This window comes from Paenibacillus sp. N3/727, assembly GCF_022637315.1.
In the GTDB taxonomy this organism is placed as follows: domain Bacteria; phylum Bacillota; class Bacilli; order Paenibacillales; family Paenibacillaceae; genus Paenibacillus_AQ; species Paenibacillus_AQ uliginis.
In genome coordinates this window covers 2,394,582-2,414,281 of the sequence record NZ_CP093336.1, presented here as the reverse complement: position 1 = coordinate 2,414,281, position 19,700 = coordinate 2,394,582, and the positions used below count along the sequence as shown (strand labels likewise).

The window sequence follows — 19,700 nt, the reverse complement described above, 5'->3', positions numbered from 1 at the left end:
GATCAGGTAGTTTTATTTGACGATGAAATCCCATTGGATTATCAAAATCAGCGCAGCAACTCCAACTGATACAACACTCCCTATCAATTTCTTTTGTCTAGCTCGTCTACAGACCTCTGTGCAGATATCAAGAATAATTACCTCAATCTCCCACGCTTCTGCATAGTCTCTAGGTAAAGTCATACCATTGCCTATATCTTTCTGTATGGCATGAGTATGAACGGTCACGGGTGAGCTATCTAGACCATTAGCTACTCGCCATATTTCTTCTCCATTAACACCCCATTTACTTCTTAATTTAGATAATAGTGTATTAGCTAGATCTTAAATCGTTCTGATTCCCATTTTCCAAAGATGTTTTTCTATCCTAGAACCGATTCCCCACATGTCACGAACAGGCTTATGTCCAATATGCTTATACAATTTCTCTTTCTTGAGATGGAACACACCACCTTCAACTTTCTTAGCGATCATGACACAACAGAGCTTTGCAATAACCTTGTTCTCGCCAATTCCTGCTCTGGCATAAACGCCTGTCTTGTTGAATATTTTCTGTTGAATTTGCTTCGCCAATCGATGGGATTATTAGCAAACAAATGCATCGACCCAGTAAAATCAGCGAATAATTCATCGAAAAATAAGAACATCTGTTTGTGTATGTCATATACCGAACACACGTTCTTTATGCAAGAGGTATTTAATTACTATTGAAGAGGAGTACTGCTGTTATTTGTCGAAACATGTATTAATCAATTAAAAGGGGACAATAAAGATGAAGGATAAACTAAAGGGGTTACTTATTGGCATTACGATTGGTTCAATGCTAACAGGGGTTTCAGCATATGCAGCTAGTGGAGTGAGTGTTAAAGCGATAATGAAAAAGGTAAATCTTTATGTAGATGGTTCGAAAAAGACAACTACTAATGCCTTAATTTATAAAGGTACAACATATGTTCCAGCTCGCTCCGTCAGTGACTCAATCGGTAAACAAGTTTCACTCCAGGGAAGCAACCTGTACATCGGTAAACAACCTGTTGTGAAGATTAGTGAAGATCGTGCTTTTGAATTGGTTTACAATAAAATCAAGAAGGACGTAGATAAATATTCGTTGAAAATTATGCTTGAAGTTGGTGGGGGAAATGAATATGCTTTTCGAGTATATGAAGATCATGAAGAATACATCGTTACTTTTGGTTTTTATTATGTAAATAAAACCACAGGAAACGTCTCAAAAATGGATATGACAACTGGAGAGATTAAGAATCTTTAGGATGGGAATTCCCATCCTTTTTTGTTGAAAGATTCCTTTTACAGTGTGATCGGTGTTTAGAAAAATAATTTGGATTTGTAATCCACAAGGAAGAAAGCAACCTCTCTACTGAATCTAAATTTGTAGAGAGGTTGCTTTCTTTAAGTATTCAAGATCATAACGCGCCAAAATCTATTTCCAAATTAGAATTGTGTCCAAGGTATACTTGGAACTTGACTATGCGTTGAAGAAGTTGAGTAGTATCTGTGCTTTGGTGTCGATGCTTTTATACTAATACCAAAAGTGTCAGTTATAAAACCTAGACCTCCAGTAGCCGTTGATTTCCATGTTCCTGAACCATAATAATATCCACCTGTAATATACCCTGGATTATTATTGGCTTGCTCAGAAATTATAAGTACAGGATTTCTGTTTACATGGGCATGAGTAACGGAAAGTGGTTTAACAGCAACTGAATTATCATGTTCCCAGACTACAGTCAAAGTTAGAGTTGTTGTTTCAATTCCAAAAACGGACAATTTCGTTGAATGACTCGCTGACGCCGCAATACCTGCTGCTGCAGCAAGAGTATTTAAGCCATCCACAGAAGTGCCACCATTCTCATTTTCAATACTTACTGGAACCTCTATGCCATTAACATTGTAATTCTCTGTGCTTTCTTCTCCGCTACCAATATCTTTAAATAGTTCTTCATAGTTTGCTGTTGACAAAAAAGTTACGAATGCTTCCTGTTGGCTTTCTTCAAGATTATTGAATTGCTCTAAAGTCTCTCTCGCACCGTTGTCACCTGTGTTAATTAGTGCTTGCAAATACTCAATATATGATTCTGGTGTTAAACTCTCCTTAGAATCTGCATAACTTGATGATACAAATCCGAGGGACCCTAAAAATAATATAACAGCCAAACTAACTCTACTAATTAATTTGAAACTCATAGTAATTTAACCTCCCAGTCACTAAGTTATGAATCTGGCGCGTCATTGCCATTTATGTTAACATATATCCTAGGAAATGGAAGATTTTTTTAAAAATTATCTTACAAAGGTGGTAAATATTATGAAATTTAAATCCATTTTGTTAACTATCATTGGTATTCTTGCTGTTCTAATAATCATTTATTTCATATTCATATCTGCATCTAATTAAATTATCTCTGGTTAGCACTTATTACACTTCAAATATATTTACACAATAAGCACACCATTATATAGAGGTGTGCTTATTGAATATAGAAATTCTCTTATAAATAAAAATTATCAAAACAGATTCAATATTACATAAATTATGTATTTTATATAGATCCAAAAAAGGTTATTCGTTGAATATCTCATACTTACATCAAACTTTGCCGATAATGATAGTTAGTGATTCAAAATTATTTACCTAGGAGAATATCTTAATGTCTCGCAGAACCAAAGTACTTTTATTTTTAATTTTAGTGAGCATAATTAACATCCTTATTATCTTTACTTCTGGAATAAGCATTGACATTGAAAGAGGCAATCCAGTGTTTATGTTTGCTTTATTTCAGCTTTTTTTTGCATGCGTTGTTGGTTATTCTGCTACTGAAGAACCAAATTACAAAATAGCCTCTTTGCTATATACAGTCTCTATATGGATGGCAATGCTAGGAATTCAATATTTCCGATTATTTTTTAGAGGCGGATTATTTGAAGGATTATTAATCAGTATTGTTATACTCAGTATATTAATAGCGTGTATTTATTTTATTATCTCTCCTATCCTTAAAACAAAAAAAGAAAAAGAGAAAGAACAGGAAGAGCGTAATAAAAGAGACGAACAAATCAAAAAAATCAACAATTCATATATTTACACTTTCGAGGATGGCACTGAAATTGAAGTTACACAAGAAGATTTGTATAAGAGCGATACTCGATGAAAATCGTCGCTCTTTTTTGCTCCCTCAACATTTATATTAAAAACGCATTTCATTTTTTTCTTAATACTTTAACCACAGACTTTCGAACATAATAACCATTTTCTTTTAAACGTTTGACCTCATCTACCCATTCATCCTCCTTTACAATCTCTTTTAACTTGTCGATTTTATCCCATTCTGGATCAATTTGATGATATGTATCATCTGGATATTTGACTCTATCAAATCTTTCTTCCCAAGCAATTTTGACTGAACCTCCGCGTTTACAATAAAACATATAATATATCCAAACACAGCAATAAAAATCGAGTAAAGTTAAGAAATCTTGAACACAATCAGGAGAATCAAAAACAGTAATGCCAAAATTATGAGGGGTGCAACATTAGATAGGAAATTATCTTTAAATAAATATATACTAATCGAAATAATGCTATTTACAATTAATATCTCCTTCATGTATTCTCTCGGAGGTAAACGGAATAAACTTAGAATTAAACATAAAATCGAAACCCCTTCAATCATTGAAAACAATATATATAATGTATTGTCTTTCATGACTACCCACAATTAGATAAATATATACAAATTATTCATTGTAATATGTGATAAGTTTGATAACTTATTCTCCAGCTCCATATACTTCAATTATTTTATCAATATTTAAAAATTCTTTTCTAAATTTAGTTGTGTGATAGTCATTTGAATTTTTAATTTTTGAAATATTGAACGCCTCACAAATACAATCTATTTCTGGTTTTTCTAATTTTTGTGAGTTCTTATAGAGAAGATTTGCCATATATAACATACCTGAGTTTCTAATATTTATACCCGTTAAATATGGCTGCTCATTCCAGTCTGCAATTTTCTTTAGTCTTCTAAATACCAAAAAATAATCAGCTCTATCTATCTCTTTGGTATTTAAGAGTGTATTTCTAAAAACGTAGTTGCTCTTACTAAGGTTTGCAGTTGGAGATTTAACCTTGACACTCGGATTTCCATTATTCTTATAGTACTCAGTTTCTTCTGCTGCTTTGATTAGCATTTTTATTAATTCTGGAGACACTTTAAGTTTCCGTTCAACTATCTCGTGCTCATTTACTTCATTTTTCAACAATAGTTCATTGTTTTCTTCATCAATATCCTGGATGGTTAAATTCAAAATTTCAGAGTACCTTTTACCCATCACACCCTCAAAGATCGCTTGAACAATCGCTGAATCTTGAAAGTTAACTAATCCGCCTGTTATATCCTCTATTTCACTCAAACTGAATATAACTTTATTTGATTTATCTATAAATTTTCGATAAAACTCATCACCCACTATTGCATCAAGAGGGTTTAAATTATTGCCTCTTAAATCTTGCTCTATGGACCATCTTATATAGTTTTGTATTACTGACACAGAAGTAGTCACTGAGCTTAGTGTATTGGGATTTAGATAATCAATTAATTTTTCAATTTCATAAATATTGAAGTCATATAAGTCTTTCTCAAGCTGTTCTTCGAGACTTTTTGCTCGATTTAAAACTCTCAAATAAGCAGCGTAAGTGTTTTGAGTAAGGTCTTTTAAGAACCTGTTTTTTTGTTCTTCGTTGAATAATCCTTGTTCATATATTTTATTTGACATTTGTCATCACCCTCTAACTCTAAAATATTCAATAATTCTATTTCTGTTTCTCTTATTGTTAGTTCCTCTTCTATCTTCTAGTATTTCTAACAGTTTGATGTCATTAAAATTAATTTGCTCTATATAATCTTTTATCTCTCTCAAAGATCTATTCTGGTGTTTAAAATTATAAGCAACTTGTACATATCCCGCAAACATTAGAGGATGATTTATATTAGTATTTCTGTATTGATTAGGGTTCAGCAAGAACTCGTCTACAAAAGATCCAACCAAATAATTAAAAAAATCAATAAGATAATTTGAAACCTCTCTAGCTTTCAATGTTGTCGAGGGACTAAACACTTCATCTACTGCATAGGACAACACATCAAATGTCGTAAGTTGACCAGCTATTTCACTTATGTGTGTAGCTGAAGCAATCTTACCCTTCATATCAGATTTCATTTGCAGATCCTTAACGACTATATCAGAATGTTTTTCAGATTTTAATTCTTTTAGTCTCTCTGCTTTAACCACGTTTATTGTATTTATCTGACCAAAATACTTCTTGGCTGTGTCAGTGTCATAAGACCTGATCGATAAGATCATTTCTAATTCTAAAGAAGGATTTATTGCAACTGCTCTTACACCTGCTTGTAGCCTGTGAAATCCATCTAATATGGAAACTGTTGCACCATTATTAATGGTTAGAGTTTTTGTTTTAGGATTATAGCTTAAAGGCTCAATCTCAGTTGAATAAATATTTAAGGTTATCATATCAGCTAAATATGTCTCATTTAGCATGTGAGATGAGATATCCTCAACACTCTTTTTGTTGACATCAGGTACAGGAACAACGCCATCCTTTCCTCTTTTATATTTTGCACTTCTTTGTGTTTCATAGTCATAAGTAATTAGCTGAGAATGGAACATTTCTACTAAAAAAGAAATTTTAACTTTAGTTACGTAGTTTTCCAAATCAATCATAATAACATCATCAATTTTTACTGGTAGCTCTAAGTTATTATTTTGACTTTCAATATATTCTTTTGAATTTTTTATTTCTTTATCAGTAAAATAGTCGTAAGGATCAATATTAATATCTTGTGTCTCATTATGTACAGCTAAACTTATAAGACACAACATTTGTGTATCCAAAGAACTCAAAACTCTATTTCCGCGAGAGATTCCGCTAAAAGTACCAGAAGTAACATTATACTTTTTCAACTCGTTGTGTATACTCTCAACTTTTTTTCTTTTATGTTTAACTTCATCAATAGCCACTCTAAGATGTTTTTCGAGTATCTCTCGATCTTTTATCATTAATTTAACCACCTTTCTATTTATATTATTTCAATAACCCTTTCAATTATACACTAAAATAAACAAAAAATAATACATAAGTAACTGATATGTATTATTTCGAATGAAAGATATCCAGAATATTTTTCTGTGAGTTTCCTAAATAAATAAGTTTAGTACAAATCTCTTCTAATTTGGCGCTATTCATATGCTTCAACTCTTTAATTATCACTGATCTTAATTGCTTGAAACAAGAATCGCAATATTTTTCATCTACGTCTTTTGGGGTGAACTGACGATAACAATCATCATTTGAGCATATTATATCCTTAACATTAACAGCCTTTCCATAGGGCTTATATCCCGCTTTTTTCATAGCCTCTGTCCAAGTAATACCTTGAGTTGATAAACTATCCTGGGATGGCTTTAAGAGTAAGTCCTTGTACTCAGAAGACGAAGGAACATATCCCAATTTCTTTATAGATACCTTTAATTGGTTGATCATATCTTCAAGATCTTTATATTGCCCTTGAGCTAATTTAACATTGGCTTCTTTAGCGATATCATTCCAACCATAATGTTTAGTGATATAATCCGTCGATGGCTGCATTTTAGAATCATCATATAATTTTTTCGATACATGGCCATGCTCTAAATTTAATAACTTCATGTTACTGATTACTTTTACTTTATTTTTTTGGATTAAATATTCTTCTTTAGTCTTAATTTGGAGCTCAACAAGTAAATCAGAAAAAGTAATCTTGTATTTAGTTCTTATAGTGTCCCACGAAGGTAACTCGCCTCTATTCTCATCATAAAGACTTGTTGTTAAGTATCCTCCACACACCTCAGCAATATTTTTAATACTCTTCTTGAGATCTTTATCTAATTTCATATTTATCTCCCAATAATGTTTTAATAAAAACATATTATCACATTAGAAAATTACATTCTAGATACGCCTTCACACTGTGTTGACAATACTTTTCACAATCTGTAAAACACAATGAAAATTATAAAGAACCCTAGCTCATTAAGAAACTAAGGTTCTAGATTAATAAATAAACCATATTGAATCCTCCAAAGATTTATTTATTCAATTATATTCAATTTCTACTAAAAACTCTCGAAGTACTAACACTCAGGGCCTTTTCAAAATGTAATTCATACGCCTTAGGCATATCAATGATCTTATGGATTAATTGGCTTTTATCGATTGTAATATGTTGCTCAAATAGTACTACACTATCCCTATGAAAACCAATTTCATTAGCATTCATATTGACATGAGTGGGCAATTTTGTTTTTGTAGAACTGCTAGTGATTGGAGAAACCATTGCGATAGGAGCGTATTTATTACTTCTATCATTCGAGATAACAAGAACAGGACGTATTCCCCGCTGTACACTACCTTTACCTTCTCCGAGATTTGCCAACCAAATATCAAATTGTCTTACATCACTATTCTTCACCTTGTTTCGTTCTAGTACCATACTCATTTTTATGTACACTCTCCTCAATCAAATAGATATTTGATTTTAATTATAATTATCTTTATATATATATAGTATAATACATAAATATATTTAAATATTCAATCGGAACATTCGTTCTATTCCTCTATTGTCAAGACAATTTGAACACCTATGAATTTACTACCTCTCGGACGAATAAATAGTTAACAAACTGGATAAACATTATAGAGAGAATATTTAGGAGGTAGTCGTTATATGAAACGTAAAGATGAATGGAGTTACGAAAATGATTTATTACTTGCTCAAACAGTTCTCGATCATATAGAGAATAAAAGTACACAGCTAGAGGCATTTGAAGAGGTAGCTGAAAGGTTGAATCGTACTGCGGCTGCATGCGGTTTTAGATGGAACAGCACTGTAAGGAAGTCATATACTGAGGAGATAAAATTAGCAAAAATCAAAAGAGCTACACAAACAAAAGAAAAACATAATCAATTACAGAACAATAGTAAGGAGATCACATTGAGAAATAGCCATGTTTCTGAGGTTACTCCTTTTGACCCAATAATAGAATCATTAATACAGATTAAACAAGAGTACATAGAAATGAAGCAAACAATTGATGCTTTGCAATCGCAAATTGTAAACTTAAATAATCAAATTCGGGAAAAATCTCAGCCTATTGGTACTCCTTCAGAAGATATGCAAAATTTACTACAGATAATACGGAGAGCTGAACAGCTAGGAATGTTTGATAAGTTGATGTCAAAAGAAAAACCTGCCGGATAAGGGCAGGTTTTTTTGTTTATTTTAATGAGATGAAATCTACATTTCATCGGTGGTGCTCAAGTTCTTTTAGTTGATCATCAAGCTTTTCTTTTATTGACTCAATCTTATTGTTTAACCACTCTGATTCAGTTGAAAATGCCTTACTTAATTTATTTTGTGCAAAGTCTAACGCAGTTATAATAACTTCAATATCAATTTCATCAAGTTTATTATTCATTTTCCCTATTCCCTTTAGTTAATATAAAACTTGCATTTCACTAATTTTAAATCACCATAACTCCATAGTGTTTCCATATTCCTTTACCTCATCAGTCATTTTGTCGATTTTAGAAGCTTCTAAGACTGAATTAATAAAATGATCTCCTGCTTTAAACTCACTTAGATTCACAGTAATTTGTGCAACTCTTAGGTCTCCACTCATCACACCGATGGTTATAGTATTTGCACCCTCAATATCTTTCTGCTGAAGGAACTCGTAAGTTTGCGTAAAAACATGCTGAGTTGCTAATCCCGGTTTTACTTCTTCTTTCATATGTACTACGACATCAATATGTTCTGTAATATCTCTAGAGTCTGTTATATCAACCTTGTCTGCGTAAACAAAGACTGCAGTATCTATCTTTGGTTCTTGATCAGAAGTATTATCCTCGACCTTAGTTGCACTGTCTGTTTCTGTAGTTTCGGTTGAAGGCTTAGAGTCTGCAGCCGATTCGTTTTCAGCTTTAGGTTCATTTTCAACCATATCCTCAGTTGGCGTTGTCTCGACCGCAGTTTGTTTAGATGTTTCTTCAACTGAAGATGATTCGCTATCTGAACATGCTTGTAAAACTAATGCTGAGGAACAAATCAATACCATTAAAAGTGTGCGTACTTTCATAATTGTAAATACTCCTTTTGTATATCTTACTGTCTGTTACTTCTTTTTTTAAAACATGCCTTTCATCCGCTCTCGGATTATTTTTCAATCGTTGTTCCCTATTCGTAATCAAATAATAGAGTTCTCTTTAAGTTTCATTGTTCTCCATACATCCTCAACTACATCCATGACTGAAGCAGCTGTAGTATAAGGAGGTTCTAATTTTTTTAACTCTTCTTCCTCTCTGAGTGCATTAAAAATAAATGCTCTACGCAAATATTTGTTCTTACACTTTTTAAATGCTTCACTGTTGAATAAAAATCCCCTTAGTTTTTCATAGTATTTGTATAACTGCTCTTCTCTCTCTGTTCTAGCTTTTTCCTTAGACTCATTAATCTCTTCCTCATAATCTTCAAACCATTCATTAAGAAGAACTACCTTATCCATAACGAAAAGATCATCATTAAATAACATCCAAGAATATATTGTCCCCTGATGAGAGAAGAAGAGCCTCATATCCTGTTCCTGTCCAACAAACTGTCTCATCTCTTCAAGTTTTTTATTATGGCCATCTACTTCTTCCTTTAAAATATCTCTTTTATAAGTACCAGGAACATCAAAGTCAGTAATGATGTTTTCCTCTATCTCCTCAACTTCTAATTTAGTTATTTCAACAAAAATTACTTTAACATTTAAATCATTAATTAATTCATTAAATTCGTTAAAGTTCTTATTATTTAAAATAATATCTATATTATTAGGAGACGCAAAATAAATACTGATTTCTTGTCTTTTTAAATCCTCAATGATTTGTTTAGAATCAAATTTAATATTCATTTACGTATCCTCCCTATAAAAAGGAATGAATTAGCCATTTCATCGTCATTGGTCATATGGTTCAAAGTAATTATTCCCACCTCTAGAGTTTGCTTTATAATAAATATCTCCCCAGATACCTATCTTTAGAGCATCGGCATTGCAACAGGTAAATAGCTCTGTGTCTTCTCCTTTAAATACTGGAGTCCCATCATTTATAATCCAACCGAGAAACATTACATGTTTCTTCACTAACATAGCTTTATGAAAATTATTTTCTTCCAAATCATCTGGTCCTCCTTTTTTTCTAATAAAACAGTGATTTTATCCAAACAATTTGATACTCTAAATACAACTTAAATCATAAACTTCAATGTTAACGATTCACTCTGTAAACAAAAGCTACTTCCATTCAATTAAATAACTAGGATGTTCAAGACCAGTAGGACTGTAGTGTTCATGATGAGAATATCGAAATCCCAGCTTTTTTAGCAGCTTTTCGGAAGCAGCATTCTCCGGATGATGACCTGCAACAATGTAGTTGGCCTTAAGATAAGTCTTGGCGTACTGAAGCACGGCCGATGCAGCTTCGAAAGCATATCCCTCGCCCCAGTATTCACTTTTTAGATGAAAGCCCAGTTCATACACATTTGGCTCCTTCATGTGCGGCCTTAATCCACAGCAACCTACCAGTTCATTGCTATCTATTTTAAATAATGGCCAGTATTGAACCTTGAAATTAATGTTGTTTTCAAGTTCTGTAAATAATCTTTCTTCGATAGCTTGTACGGAAAATTGGCCATCCGCGCTGATAAACCGAGATACCTGCGTATCCCCCCATAAATCCAAAGCCAGATCAATATCCTTTGCTGTCCATTCTGAAAATCTTAGACGTTTTGTTTTAAAAATGTACGTTCTCAATAGAAAACCACTTGTGTCCACTTAAATCACCAACTTTGTAAGTCTTAATCTATATAAACTAGTTATTTCAAAAGAACTGTTCTTAGAGCTCTTGTCGATAATAATTCATTACCAAATCTGCGAATGCTTTAATATGTGGCTCTTGCCCATAATTGTTAGAAAACAATCTTCCATTTTGCTAATTATCGCCTGCTGTTTTTCGGGATCGTATATAGCTTCCAACACCCATTCCTTTTCTTGCGTTGTACAGTCCTCTATATACTCCATCCATATTGCTAGATTATTATGAATATCCTATCCTTGGATAGTACAGTGTCTTTTTTGCATATGTAATTTTCTATGTCGTCTACAATAAGCCTGGTTGTAAACTCTACTGCGTCTTCAGATAATTCCACATGTTCCCGCCCCTTTTTTTTGTAATTCTTAGTATTCGTCTTCCTCGTCTGTCTCCAGTAACTTTTCATATTCTGGATTTTCTATCAGTCCAGACTCATCAATAAACCAATTTAGGAAGCTTTGCGCCACCAGAAGGTTCGGCGCTTCATCTGGGTAAAAATCACTATTCTTTATCGATTGACCGAGAGCATTAATTAACCTAACTTGAGACTTCTGAGAGTAATCAGGGCCAATATGATCACTAGCAAAAATTAAAATCTAAAGTTTCAATCATTGCTATAATTGCTTCTATCTGCAAATCGACTCCACCGAATATTTCGTGCTCTCCTTCTACGGTTATAGTCATTTCGCCTGAACGGATTTGAATATCAGTGATCTCTTTCATAGTAAAACCCCTTTCTTGATAAAATAAACCTTTGATCGAATTAGTCCCTAGGATAATTCACTTCCATAATATCCATAAAAGGCACTTTAGTAATCGCTCCGTCTTTCTTTATATGTACCTTGCCAGTTCTGGAGTCCATTGTATCAATTTGACCACGAACAGTTTCTTCCCAACCCCAAACAGTTAATACTATCTCTGATTCTTCTTGGAAAGCTTCTGTGAGCTGATTTCCAAGCTCTTCTAATACAAACTCATCTCTAGTTGGTCTCTTTGCAACTTTTGGTTTAGCCATATCATAGTCCTCCTGAATATGTAATGTTCGTGCTGCCGAACTATTGTGAAAATTTATTTGCTCATTTTCCTTCTACAAATCGTAAATATACGTTTCATCCAACCTACTAATTAGGGATCTTCTTCCTATTATACCTCATGTCTTCTTCATAGTACCTTGCGGCTTCAACTAACTCAATCCATTCGCTATCGAGATCGCGAACAAATAATCTACTACCTTTTTTGATTCCTGCATTAAACACGATAAACACCGCCTGTTATGTATTCATATGATTATCTCCCTATTTTGTAGTAATTATTATGATTTTTGTATATGTTTATTTTATTAATTTACTGATACTTTCTATAAAAGACTTATTTTACTTAGTAAATCTTAGGTAAGGGAAAGCAGAAGAATATATTGTTCCCACTTTCCCAAACCACTTTTTAATAGGTTAATCCCATCTGTCGATCTTGATAAGTCTTGCGGAATTGTTTGAGGTTACTTTCAGAATTAAATTCCATTCGTTATCCTTTGAGTAACCTATTCCGCAGGCTGAAGCCTGTTCAATACCTTCAATTGGAGTGTTTGCCGTATATGCCTCTAAAGTTTTCCTTATTTCACGAAGATCAGGTTTAAGGGTTTCAACAAAGAATCCTCTTCCTTTACCCTCAGATAAGTCTCTGCATCCGTCAAGTAAGAAGAAGATATGATGACCTGTATGTGTAACCGCTACTTCTCCCCATTGATTTGGAGAATTTGTTATGCCATTTACCTTAACCAAGCCATTTACTGGAACATTCCATGCGTCATCAGAAGAATACGAGTTAGAATTGATGATCTCTGGATGCTGTCCTGTGGCGTATTTGAAGTCAAAAACGTCTTGTTGATAACCTTCGTCTCCAGCAACGCCATAGTAAGAGTATATTTTTCCGTTGACTTCAAGTTCAACCTTAAATGGCTTTCTCCCACTCCCACGCTCACAGTAATTGTGAACATAAAACTTATAGATTCCGCTTGGAGCATCGCCATGACTCCATCTAATGTTCTCTACTGGTGTTGGATTTCTATGTCCGCCACCATTCATGTCAATGTCTAACCAACCATTACTTCTGCGCTTGTCTCCATAGTAGATATGTTGACCTCTAGGTGTAATGCAATGTAGATCAAGGTCTGTGTACCCTTCCCAAATAAGAGAGCATCGGATCTCATTGTTCTCATATTGTCCTCCTGCACTCTCAACTCTGCGCTTGATTTCACCGTCAATACCACCGTGATAATACCAGCTAAATGTATTTTCCCATTGCAAAATATTAGGTGCGGTTTCGTCGGAAGCTGTAACCAACGCCATCAGACGGTTAGGATTATCGACCATCGCTTCGATGCTTTCCGCTGTAGGGAGGACGGTACGCTGGAACTTATCCCATGTCATAACTGTATTTGGTAATCCCACTTTATTTACAGATGACTTGTTTTCCTTTGGTGTGATATTACCAAACACACCGCCAGCTTTCGTGTCAGTCTTTTTCACAGAAGACTCTTTGTTTTTCCATATGAATTGCGGTATTTCCTCAATGGCTGCATATCTTCTATGTAGTGAATTAGCAATGCCAAGTTTCTCGACGATTTTCTCTGCTTGTTGGATATTTCCTTGAGACGGAGCAACTTGCGCCCTCATATAATTGGAAGGACTCATTTTCTCCGCAAATCGACGGCTAATAGAGTCGAACGAAAGCCCAGCAACAATATCTTCAAGCAAGGTTCCAATCATGCTACTCTTTACGTGACAGAAACCAGCAGGAGCAGTCGCAACGGACAACCAAGTAATATTATCTCTAAATCGACCGTTAAGAGTATTTTGACGTTTAATTTGCAGCTCCTGAAGGAATTTAGCAACACCAAGAACTTTATCAGACCTATACAAAGATTCGGATTCCAACAGGGACACAGCTTGCTCTACTGAGTCTAGAGGATATTCTGTTAATCCGGCAATCAATATTCTAAAGTCTTCTTTCTTTTCTGCCATAACCTGCCCTGCAGTTTTCAGTCTGGAACGATGAACCTTTTGTTCTGGAAGTGATACCGACATATGATTCCATCCACCTGAGTGTGGCTGTCCAAGAATTCCATTGCTGGAAGCAAATACTCCTGTTACGCTCGATTTAAGTACAATTTGTTTTATCGCTTTAACAGATTCAACAAAGAAATCAGGCGTGTTATCTTTATCCCACATAACAGATGTGACTTCACCATCTTCAGATATAGATACAAGTCCACCAAAACGATTCACAAAATGTCTACAACAGCTACAGGTATAGTGTTGTCTTGCTTCGTGTGGTAAACCCTGAAGAAAAGCTTCAAATAATCCTTCTGCGTCAGTAGTAAAGTATGGGAGATTATCAAAGGTAGAGAAGTGTCTTTTGATTGACTCACTGAATTGCGGATATTGGTCATTACTATTATCATAGTTATCGTTGTTAAAGGAAATCGTGTTATTACTATTCATAATATATCTCTCCTATTTTTTATGTAATATTATTATGAAATACTACTTTCATTAAATAACTTTTTGAAGAGCCTCAATAACCTTTTGAAATTCTTCTTTTGTGACAATAACCGATGAACTATCATCATCCACCTTGAAGTAATATCTCATAAGTCCCGTCATCAAATGCTCCAACTGTAAATATTGGTGAATGTGCCTTTTTAAAAACCACTTCTTCTCCCTTTATCCACTTCGCCATTTCACTCCACCTCCCAATAAAATAATCCTTTTACTAGGATTATTTGTCCTACTTCTCCTCATACTGAGTCATCAACCTATTAACATCAGTCATAGATGACACAACATATTCTCTTAGTTGTTGCATATCTCTCTTTGTGTCTTTATCAATCACTTCAGCAATTTTATGTAAGTTCGCGAAACTTCCATTCAATGACCAATATTTTTGCTCCTCATTCAACACTATGGATTATCCTCCTTACACAACCTCATATGATTGATTGGATTGATTGAATTGATTGTATTTAGTAAATTTCCCACATCATGCTGATTCATTACTGTGCAGCGAAGCTGTTTCTCTTATTTGTCCACTGCATTCCCATCCTAGCGATTCCATCAACTTAGCATGCTCATCTCTTTCCTCTCTGGTATCGTAATGGTATGTAACATTTGTGTACTCCAACACTTTTTTCATTTAATACAACTCCCATAAAATAATCCTTTCATCAATTGATTCCTGTTCCAATAATTACAAATAATTCATATTGCGTTTGCGCAAGCTTTTCTCTCTGAGATTTAAACTCAACAATTTTTTCCAAGCTTTTTGGAGTTACAGCTTCAATTAACTTTTTAGCTTCCGCCTTAATTTTCTTGTCAATCGCCTCCATCTCACGATCAATGCCATTAATACGTTCATTGATTAAATCTTCTCTTGTCATAGCAATTCTCCTTTTTGGTGAAATATTCATTTCATGTTCATTTCAAGTTAGTTTACTAATGTACAGATAATTTCCATTGGAGTCTTCGTATTAACAAAACGGTTGTTTACATTATATTCCAGCTTATTTGGCAATCTAATCACGCGATGGAATTTAAAATTCAGAAATTTAATACATATGCATATAATCTTTATTTTGATATAATAGTTAAAATATTACTTTTTAATCTGATCACATAGCTTTTCTCTACTGATACTCCATAACCAGAAGGGAGGTGAATTTAATGAAAAAAGTAGTATTGATCTTATTACTAGCGTGCTTCTCTTTCTCTACTAGCGCATTTGCTGCCTATACTGCAACATCACATGATTTGACAGTTAGCCAATCAGCTCAACATAAATTAAGTGTTGGACTTTGGAGCTCTACGAATGAAACCGTTGAGTTATCGCTTTATTCCAAAGGGCCCTCCGGTCAACTTAATAAAGTATTCTCGACTACCGTGAATATTGGGCCGACCTCTTCAAGTCCTGTCGAGTATTCAGTAGGTTATCTTAGTGCAGGAACTTATGTCCTTAAAGGACAATTCCAAGGATCTTATGGAAGTCTAGGGCCTGTTAGTTTGAATCAAGTCTATTAATAAAATGCATAGAGATGAAAACGGCCAAGCGTATTATTTCAATCGTTTGGCCGTTTTAGTTTTTAAGAAGAATCTTCCCTCATTGTTAATTCTGTGATCTCTGCTAAAAATGGGTGTCGTTTGTTCATTTCCACCAAATATTGAACCGCAACCAATATGAAATCACCTTCCATCGTATAGTTTTATAAATCCCCAATGTCCACAATACCCAGATTCTTTACTCGTAATATCATATTTTCGGCTTTCATTGCCATATCTCTTCATGAAAGGATCATTTTATTCTAATTCAATGCCGTATACGTCTCTAACCCATTCCTTAATGGTATCAGACCATTGAGTATAACCAAGTTTCCAAGCAACCAAGTTTTTGAAAACTTCCCTTTCGGTAAGTTCACCTGTTTCGTCGTGTGTTAATTCGAGTCTTTGACTTAATGCTTCATAAATATATTCAGGATACTTTCTCACTCTTAGTCACTCCTCATGGAAATATAGTTTCATCGAATTATGCTGCTGCCTGAATAATTACAATATCTCCATCTTCTTCGCACATTTTCTTAAATAATCTCAATTGTTCTTCTTTCGGAAAAGCATTTGTATTGACAACAACATCACCAAGGCTTTTCTCAATTATCGATACTGTGAACTACTCACCACTTACTCACTGACGCTCGTTGAAGTGGGAGCTTCTTGGGTAACATTTGCTTCTATTAGCCAAATGAATTCACTAAGCTCTAAGGGCAGTTCCTGCCCCGAAGATCAATGCCAATTAGTTGGCTAGTTTAAGCAGATTCAGACTTGCATTGAAGTCTCTGTCGTGATGTGCGTTACAAGATGGACAATCCCATTCACGCAAGTTTACGTTTTTGACTTCTTTGTTTTGGTATCCGCAGTTTGAACAAAGCTGACTACTCGCGTAATTCTTAGGCGCAACGATGATGTCACGACCTTTCCATTGAGCTTTGTACTCAAGCATCGTTCTGAACTTTGCCCAAGATACCTCGCTGATCGCTTTAGATAATTTGCGGTTTGCTGAGCCTTTCTTTTTACGAGACAGCGAACGTTGCAAGAAGGCTAAACGCTGTTCAGCTTTGCGAAACCATTTTGGATTCTCATAGTTCGTTCCGTTCGACAGAATGGCAAAGTCCTTGAGTCCAACATCTATCCCTACACTAGTGTCTAGCCTAGGGAACAATTGTTCATTCTCCTCGACCAAGATAGAGATGAAATACTTATTGCTCGGTGTTTGAGAAATGGTAACAGATTTAATCAACCCTTGGAATTGACGATGTTGATTGATCTTAATTAGCGTCTTGAGCTTTGGAATCTTCAAGTATCCACTGCCAATGCTCACCGTTCCCTTTTGGTTGTTAGTCGTGTAGCTCTTATGGTTGTCTTTCTTGCTTTTGAACTTTGGGAATCCCACAGATTTATCTCGAAAGAAATTAGCGTATGCCTTATTTAGATTCATTTGTGCATTAGCTAAAGCAAGGCTATCCACTTCTTTGAGAAATGGAAATTCTGTTTTGTATTGTGCCGGTGTAGGATACTTTATGGACTTATCCATGCTTTTTTGAGATTCTTGATAAGAACTGATTCTATCAGCAAGCATTTTGTTATATACAAAGCGTACACAACCAAATGTTTTTGCGAAAAATATCCGCTGTTCCGCATTCGGATAATACGATACTTGTATGCTTTTAACATTACCTACACCTACTTTCTGCCTTGTTTTTCAATATACTGTTTAATCGTTTCTATGGATGCGCCGCCTGTTGTAATCAAACAGAAACTTCTTGACCAAAACATTTCCTTCCAAAGCTTTTTGCGAACAATGGGAAAGTCACGTTTTATCAATCGAGAACTAGCACTTTTATACGCATTTAGAAATTTTGACAATTCACTATTGGGATGTGCTTTGAACATCACATGAATATGGTCTTTATCGTGATTCCAATCCTCAGCCGTAATATTGTATGACTGCCCTATTCTCACAAAAATGTCTTTAGCATAATTGGATAGGTCATCATCAAATACTTGTCTGCGGTATTTTACTACTAGTACAAGATGATAATGCAGGAGAAAGACTAAATGTTTATTACTATCTAATTTCACTGTGTTATCAACCTTTATTTATGTATAGACTGATTACAACACGATTATCAGATAACTACGAATGCTTTGGCTTAGCCAACCGAAAATTCATCTCCCACTTACTCACTGGGCTACGCCTTACACATTCCTTGAAGTGTGAGAATTCTTTTCGGAAACCTAATTGAACACTTGATATCACCTCTTTATTATTTAAATTCATTACATCACATTCTTTATTTTGTATATTTTTATTTAATTAACTTTTCGAGACTATTGTTGCATGACTATTTACCTAAATACGCAGACCTTTTCCAGTGTCTGTGTTACTATATGAGAGAACATTCCAAAATTAGGAGGCAGAATCAATGAAGAAATTTATTGTTGCAGTCATTTTTGCCCTGGGACTCTCATCGGTCACAGTTGCACCAACACATGTTGATGCTCAGAAAGTTTCGCCAACGACAATTGCAAAAAAGAGTCAAAGTAAGGCTGATAAGATCAAATATTATCGAAAACAGATAGATAAAATAGAATCAGAGATAAGAAAATTAGAGAGTCAAAGATATAAGTTTAAACCAGGTTCCAAAGCAATGTTAGCAAGCTTAGAAAAAGAAAATAGCTTAATAGAAAAACAACAATATTGGCTCAAAAAGATTATTGATTTGTTATAGCACTCACAAATTACTATGGAGGTAAAGATGAAAAGCAAACTCATTAATATTTCTTGAGCTTTGATGATGATTTTAACCGTATTCTCTCTCCAACCATGGCAAACGCTCATCCCGGGAGAACTGATTCCAATGGAGGACATTATTGCCGCACAAACTGTGCTAAATGGGTTTGCAACGCTCACAGGCTCAACAAACAACTGTTCCAATGCTTGCTTTTCATCCATCGGAACAAGGAAACCCCTGTTTAAATCAAAATCCCCCTCTTAAAGGAAATCAATCCTTTAGAGGGGGATTTTTTACTCTTTTTTTACTCTTCCCAAACTTTAACTTCTTTCATTTTGTCGCCTGGTTTTACACTGTTAACCAACTCCATACCGCTTGTCACTTTGCCAAATACCGTGTGAACGCCGTCCAGGTGAGGCTGAGGACCGTAGCAGATGAAGAACTGGCTGCCGCCAGTGTTGAGGCCTGCATGCGCCATGGACAATACGCCCGTTTCATGCTTGGTTGTGTTAGTAGCCGTCTCACAGTCGATTGTATAGCCAGGACCACCTGTACCATTACCTGTCGGGCATCCACCTTGAGCTACGAAGCCTGGGATTACACGGTGAAAGCTAAGTCCGTTATAAAAACCGCTGTTAGCCAATTTTTCAAAGTTGGCTACAGTATTAGGCGCTTCTTCAGGAAAAAAGTCAATTTCCACTGTGCCGCCGTTTTCTAACTCGATTGTACCTTTTTTCATTTCTCTTCACTTCCCTTAGTATATTGTTCGATCAATGACGTTCTAATCAATTCCATTTCCATGTCTTGATTACGTTCCCATTGTATCTTATTTGCAACATCTGTTGCAAACAGGTTGGCTAAAAGAAAAGC

27 protein-coding genes and 1 pseudogene are annotated in these 19,700 nt (G+C 34.7%); 5 read left to right on the top strand and 23 right to left on the bottom strand.

Annotation, left to right across the window (positions count from 1 at the left end; all coding sequences use genetic code 11):
• Positions 1 to 12: 12 nt before the first annotated feature.
• Together MNQ98_RS10795 and MNQ98_RS10790 are read right to left on the bottom strand one after the other, a co-directional pair.
• Positions 13 to 183 (bottom strand): DinB/UmuC family translesion DNA polymerase, encoded by a 171-nt coding sequence (locus tag MNQ98_RS10795; RefSeq protein ID WP_241933895.1) that lies wholly within the window; start codon positions 181 to 183, stop codon positions 13 to 15.
• Between the two features lie 141 nt (positions 184 to 324).
• Positions 325 to 573: a Y-family DNA polymerase gene (locus MNQ98_RS10790; protein ID WP_241933166.1), complete on the bottom strand. Its 249-nt coding sequence runs from the start codon at positions 571 to 573 to the stop codon at positions 325 to 327.
• 199 nt (positions 574 to 772) lie between these two features.
• Between MNQ98_RS10790 and MNQ98_RS10785 the strand changes: the two genes are divergently transcribed.
• Positions 773 to 1,270 carry a stalk domain-containing protein gene (locus MNQ98_RS10785; protein WP_241933165.1) on the top strand — a complete coding sequence of 166 codons (498 nt, stop codon included), beginning with the start codon at positions 773 to 775 and terminating at the stop codon, positions 1,268 to 1,270.
• Positions 1,271 to 1,452: 182 nt separating this feature from the next.
• On the opposite strand, the gene MNQ98_RS10780 is transcribed toward MNQ98_RS10785, so the two are convergent.
• Positions 1,453 to 2,205 carry a hypothetical protein gene (locus MNQ98_RS10780; protein ID WP_241933164.1) on the bottom strand — a complete coding sequence of 251 codons (753 nt, stop codon included), beginning with the start codon at positions 2,203 to 2,205 and terminating at the stop codon, positions 1,453 to 1,455.
• 464 nt (positions 2,206 to 2,669) lie between these two features.
• Here MNQ98_RS10780 and MNQ98_RS10775 point away from each other — a divergent pair, with 464 nt between their 5' ends.
• A complete protein-coding gene (locus tag MNQ98_RS10775) occupies positions 2,670 to 3,170 on the top strand; it encodes a hypothetical protein (protein ID WP_241933163.1) in 501 nt (166 codons plus the stop codon).
• A 49-nt stretch (positions 3,171 to 3,219) separates the two neighbouring features.
• On the opposite strand, the gene MNQ98_RS10770 is transcribed toward MNQ98_RS10775, so the two are convergent.
• The 5 genes from MNQ98_RS10770 to MNQ98_RS10750 form a co-directional block, all read right to left on the bottom strand.
• Positions 3,220 to 3,447 carry a hypothetical protein gene (locus MNQ98_RS10770; RefSeq protein ID WP_241933162.1) on the bottom strand — a complete coding sequence of 76 codons (228 nt, stop codon included), beginning with the start codon at positions 3,445 to 3,447 and terminating at the stop codon, positions 3,220 to 3,222.
• Between the two features lie 342 nt (positions 3,448 to 3,789).
• The gene (locus tag MNQ98_RS10765; RefSeq protein WP_241933161.1) at positions 3,790 to 4,797 is read right to left on the bottom strand and encodes a tyrosine-type recombinase/integrase; all 1,008 of its coding nucleotides are present in this window, start codon (positions 4,795 to 4,797) and stop codon (positions 3,790 to 3,792) included.
• A gap of 6 nt (positions 4,798 to 4,803) precedes the next feature.
• Complete coding sequence (locus tag MNQ98_RS10760) at positions 4,804 to 6,099, bottom strand: DNA sulfur modification protein DndB (protein ID WP_241933160.1); 1,296 nt, start codon at positions 6,097 to 6,099, stop codon at positions 4,804 to 4,806.
• Positions 6,100 to 6,193: 94 nt separating this feature from the next.
• The gene (locus MNQ98_RS10755) at positions 6,194 to 6,973 is read right to left on the bottom strand and encodes a hypothetical protein (protein WP_241933159.1); all 780 of its coding nucleotides are present in this window, start codon (positions 6,971 to 6,973) and stop codon (positions 6,194 to 6,196) included.
• A gap of 211 nt (positions 6,974 to 7,184) precedes the next feature.
• A complete protein-coding gene (locus MNQ98_RS10750; RefSeq protein ID WP_241933158.1) occupies positions 7,185 to 7,577 on the bottom strand; it encodes a type II toxin-antitoxin system PemK/MazF family toxin in 393 nt (130 codons plus the stop codon).
• A gap of 231 nt (positions 7,578 to 7,808) precedes the next feature.
• Between MNQ98_RS10750 and MNQ98_RS10745 the strand changes: the two genes are divergently transcribed.
• Positions 7,809 to 8,342, top strand: coding sequence for an RsfA family transcriptional regulator (locus tag MNQ98_RS10745; RefSeq protein WP_241933157.1), 534 nt, complete (start codon positions 7,809 to 7,811; stop codon positions 8,340 to 8,342).
• Between the two features lie 43 nt (positions 8,343 to 8,385).
• Here the strand turns inward: MNQ98_RS10745 and MNQ98_RS10740 are convergent, their stop codons facing one another.
• From MNQ98_RS10740 to MNQ98_RS10690, 11 genes are all read right to left on the bottom strand, one after another.
• Positions 8,386 to 8,559 (bottom strand): hypothetical protein, encoded by a 174-nt coding sequence (locus MNQ98_RS10740; RefSeq protein ID WP_241933156.1) that lies wholly within the window; start codon positions 8,557 to 8,559, stop codon positions 8,386 to 8,388.
• Between the two features lie 51 nt (positions 8,560 to 8,610).
• Positions 8,611 to 9,219 (bottom strand): hypothetical protein, encoded by a 609-nt coding sequence (locus tag MNQ98_RS10735; protein ID WP_241933155.1) that lies wholly within the window; start codon positions 9,217 to 9,219, stop codon positions 8,611 to 8,613.
• A 108-nt stretch (positions 9,220 to 9,327) separates the two neighbouring features.
• A complete protein-coding gene (locus MNQ98_RS10730; protein ID WP_241933154.1) occupies positions 9,328 to 10,035 on the bottom strand; it encodes a hypothetical protein in 708 nt (235 codons plus the stop codon).
• Positions 10,036 to 10,080: 45 nt separating this feature from the next.
• The gene (locus MNQ98_RS10725; protein WP_241933153.1) at positions 10,081 to 10,299 is read right to left on the bottom strand and encodes a hypothetical protein; all 219 of its coding nucleotides are present in this window, start codon (positions 10,297 to 10,299) and stop codon (positions 10,081 to 10,083) included.
• A gap of 117 nt (positions 10,300 to 10,416) precedes the next feature.
• The gene (locus MNQ98_RS10720) at positions 10,417 to 10,935 is read right to left on the bottom strand and encodes a GNAT family N-acetyltransferase (protein ID WP_241933152.1); all 519 of its coding nucleotides are present in this window, start codon (positions 10,933 to 10,935) and stop codon (positions 10,417 to 10,419) included.
• Positions 10,936 to 11,572: 637 nt separating this feature from the next.
• Positions 11,573 to 11,716 (bottom strand): hypothetical protein, encoded by a 144-nt coding sequence (locus tag MNQ98_RS10715; RefSeq protein ID WP_241933151.1) that lies wholly within the window; start codon positions 11,714 to 11,716, stop codon positions 11,573 to 11,575.
• 40 nt (positions 11,717 to 11,756) lie between these two features.
• Positions 11,757 to 12,008, bottom strand: coding sequence for a YolD-like family protein (locus MNQ98_RS10710; RefSeq protein WP_241933150.1), 252 nt, complete (start codon positions 12,006 to 12,008; stop codon positions 11,757 to 11,759).
• A gap of 433 nt (positions 12,009 to 12,441) precedes the next feature.
• Positions 12,442 to 14,493 (bottom strand): hypothetical protein, encoded by a 2,052-nt coding sequence (locus MNQ98_RS10705; protein ID WP_241933149.1) that lies wholly within the window; start codon positions 14,491 to 14,493, stop codon positions 12,442 to 12,444.
• Between the two features lie 286 nt (positions 14,494 to 14,779).
• The gene (locus MNQ98_RS10700; protein ID WP_241933148.1) at positions 14,780 to 14,950 is read right to left on the bottom strand and encodes a hypothetical protein; all 171 of its coding nucleotides are present in this window, start codon (positions 14,948 to 14,950) and stop codon (positions 14,780 to 14,782) included.
• 81 nt (positions 14,951 to 15,031) lie between these two features.
• The gene (locus MNQ98_RS10695) at positions 15,032 to 15,184 is read right to left on the bottom strand and encodes a hypothetical protein (RefSeq protein ID WP_241933147.1); all 153 of its coding nucleotides are present in this window, start codon (positions 15,182 to 15,184) and stop codon (positions 15,032 to 15,034) included.
• 31 nt (positions 15,185 to 15,215) lie between these two features.
• Complete coding sequence (locus MNQ98_RS10690) at positions 15,216 to 15,428, bottom strand: hypothetical protein (protein WP_241933146.1); 213 nt, start codon at positions 15,426 to 15,428, stop codon at positions 15,216 to 15,218.
• Positions 15,429 to 15,711: 283 nt separating this feature from the next.
• Between MNQ98_RS10690 and MNQ98_RS10685 the strand changes: the two genes are divergently transcribed.
• Positions 15,712 to 16,065, top strand: coding sequence for a hypothetical protein (locus MNQ98_RS10685; protein WP_241933145.1), 354 nt, complete (start codon positions 15,712 to 15,714; stop codon positions 16,063 to 16,065).
• Between the two features lie 276 nt (positions 16,066 to 16,341).
• On the opposite strand, the gene MNQ98_RS10680 is transcribed toward MNQ98_RS10685, so the two are convergent.
• The 3 genes and pseudogenes from MNQ98_RS10680 to tnpA form a co-directional block, all read right to left on the bottom strand.
• Positions 16,342 to 16,530 (bottom strand): hypothetical protein, encoded by a 189-nt coding sequence (locus MNQ98_RS10680; RefSeq protein ID WP_241933144.1) that lies wholly within the window; start codon positions 16,528 to 16,530, stop codon positions 16,342 to 16,344.
• Between the two features lie 301 nt (positions 16,531 to 16,831).
• Positions 16,832 to 17,769: pseudogene (locus MNQ98_RS10675) on the bottom strand (RNA-guided endonuclease TnpB family protein).
• A gap of 9 nt (positions 17,770 to 17,778) precedes the next feature.
• Positions 17,779 to 18,177 (bottom strand): IS200/IS605 family transposase, encoded by a 399-nt coding sequence (tnpA, locus tag MNQ98_RS10670; protein WP_241933143.1) that lies wholly within the window; start codon positions 18,175 to 18,177, stop codon positions 17,779 to 17,781.
• A gap of 344 nt (positions 18,178 to 18,521) precedes the next feature.
• Here tnpA and MNQ98_RS10665 point away from each other — a divergent pair, with 344 nt between their 5' ends.
• Positions 18,522 to 18,827 (top strand): hypothetical protein, encoded by a 306-nt coding sequence (locus tag MNQ98_RS10665; protein WP_241933142.1) that lies wholly within the window; start codon positions 18,522 to 18,524, stop codon positions 18,825 to 18,827.
• 307 nt (positions 18,828 to 19,134) lie between these two features.
• Here the strand turns inward: MNQ98_RS10665 and MNQ98_RS10655 are convergent, their stop codons facing one another.
• Entirely contained in the window at positions 19,135 to 19,569 is a 435-nt protein-coding gene (locus MNQ98_RS10655) for a peptidylprolyl isomerase (RefSeq protein ID WP_241933141.1), read from the bottom strand.
• Positions 19,570 to 19,700 lie beyond the last annotated feature (131 nt).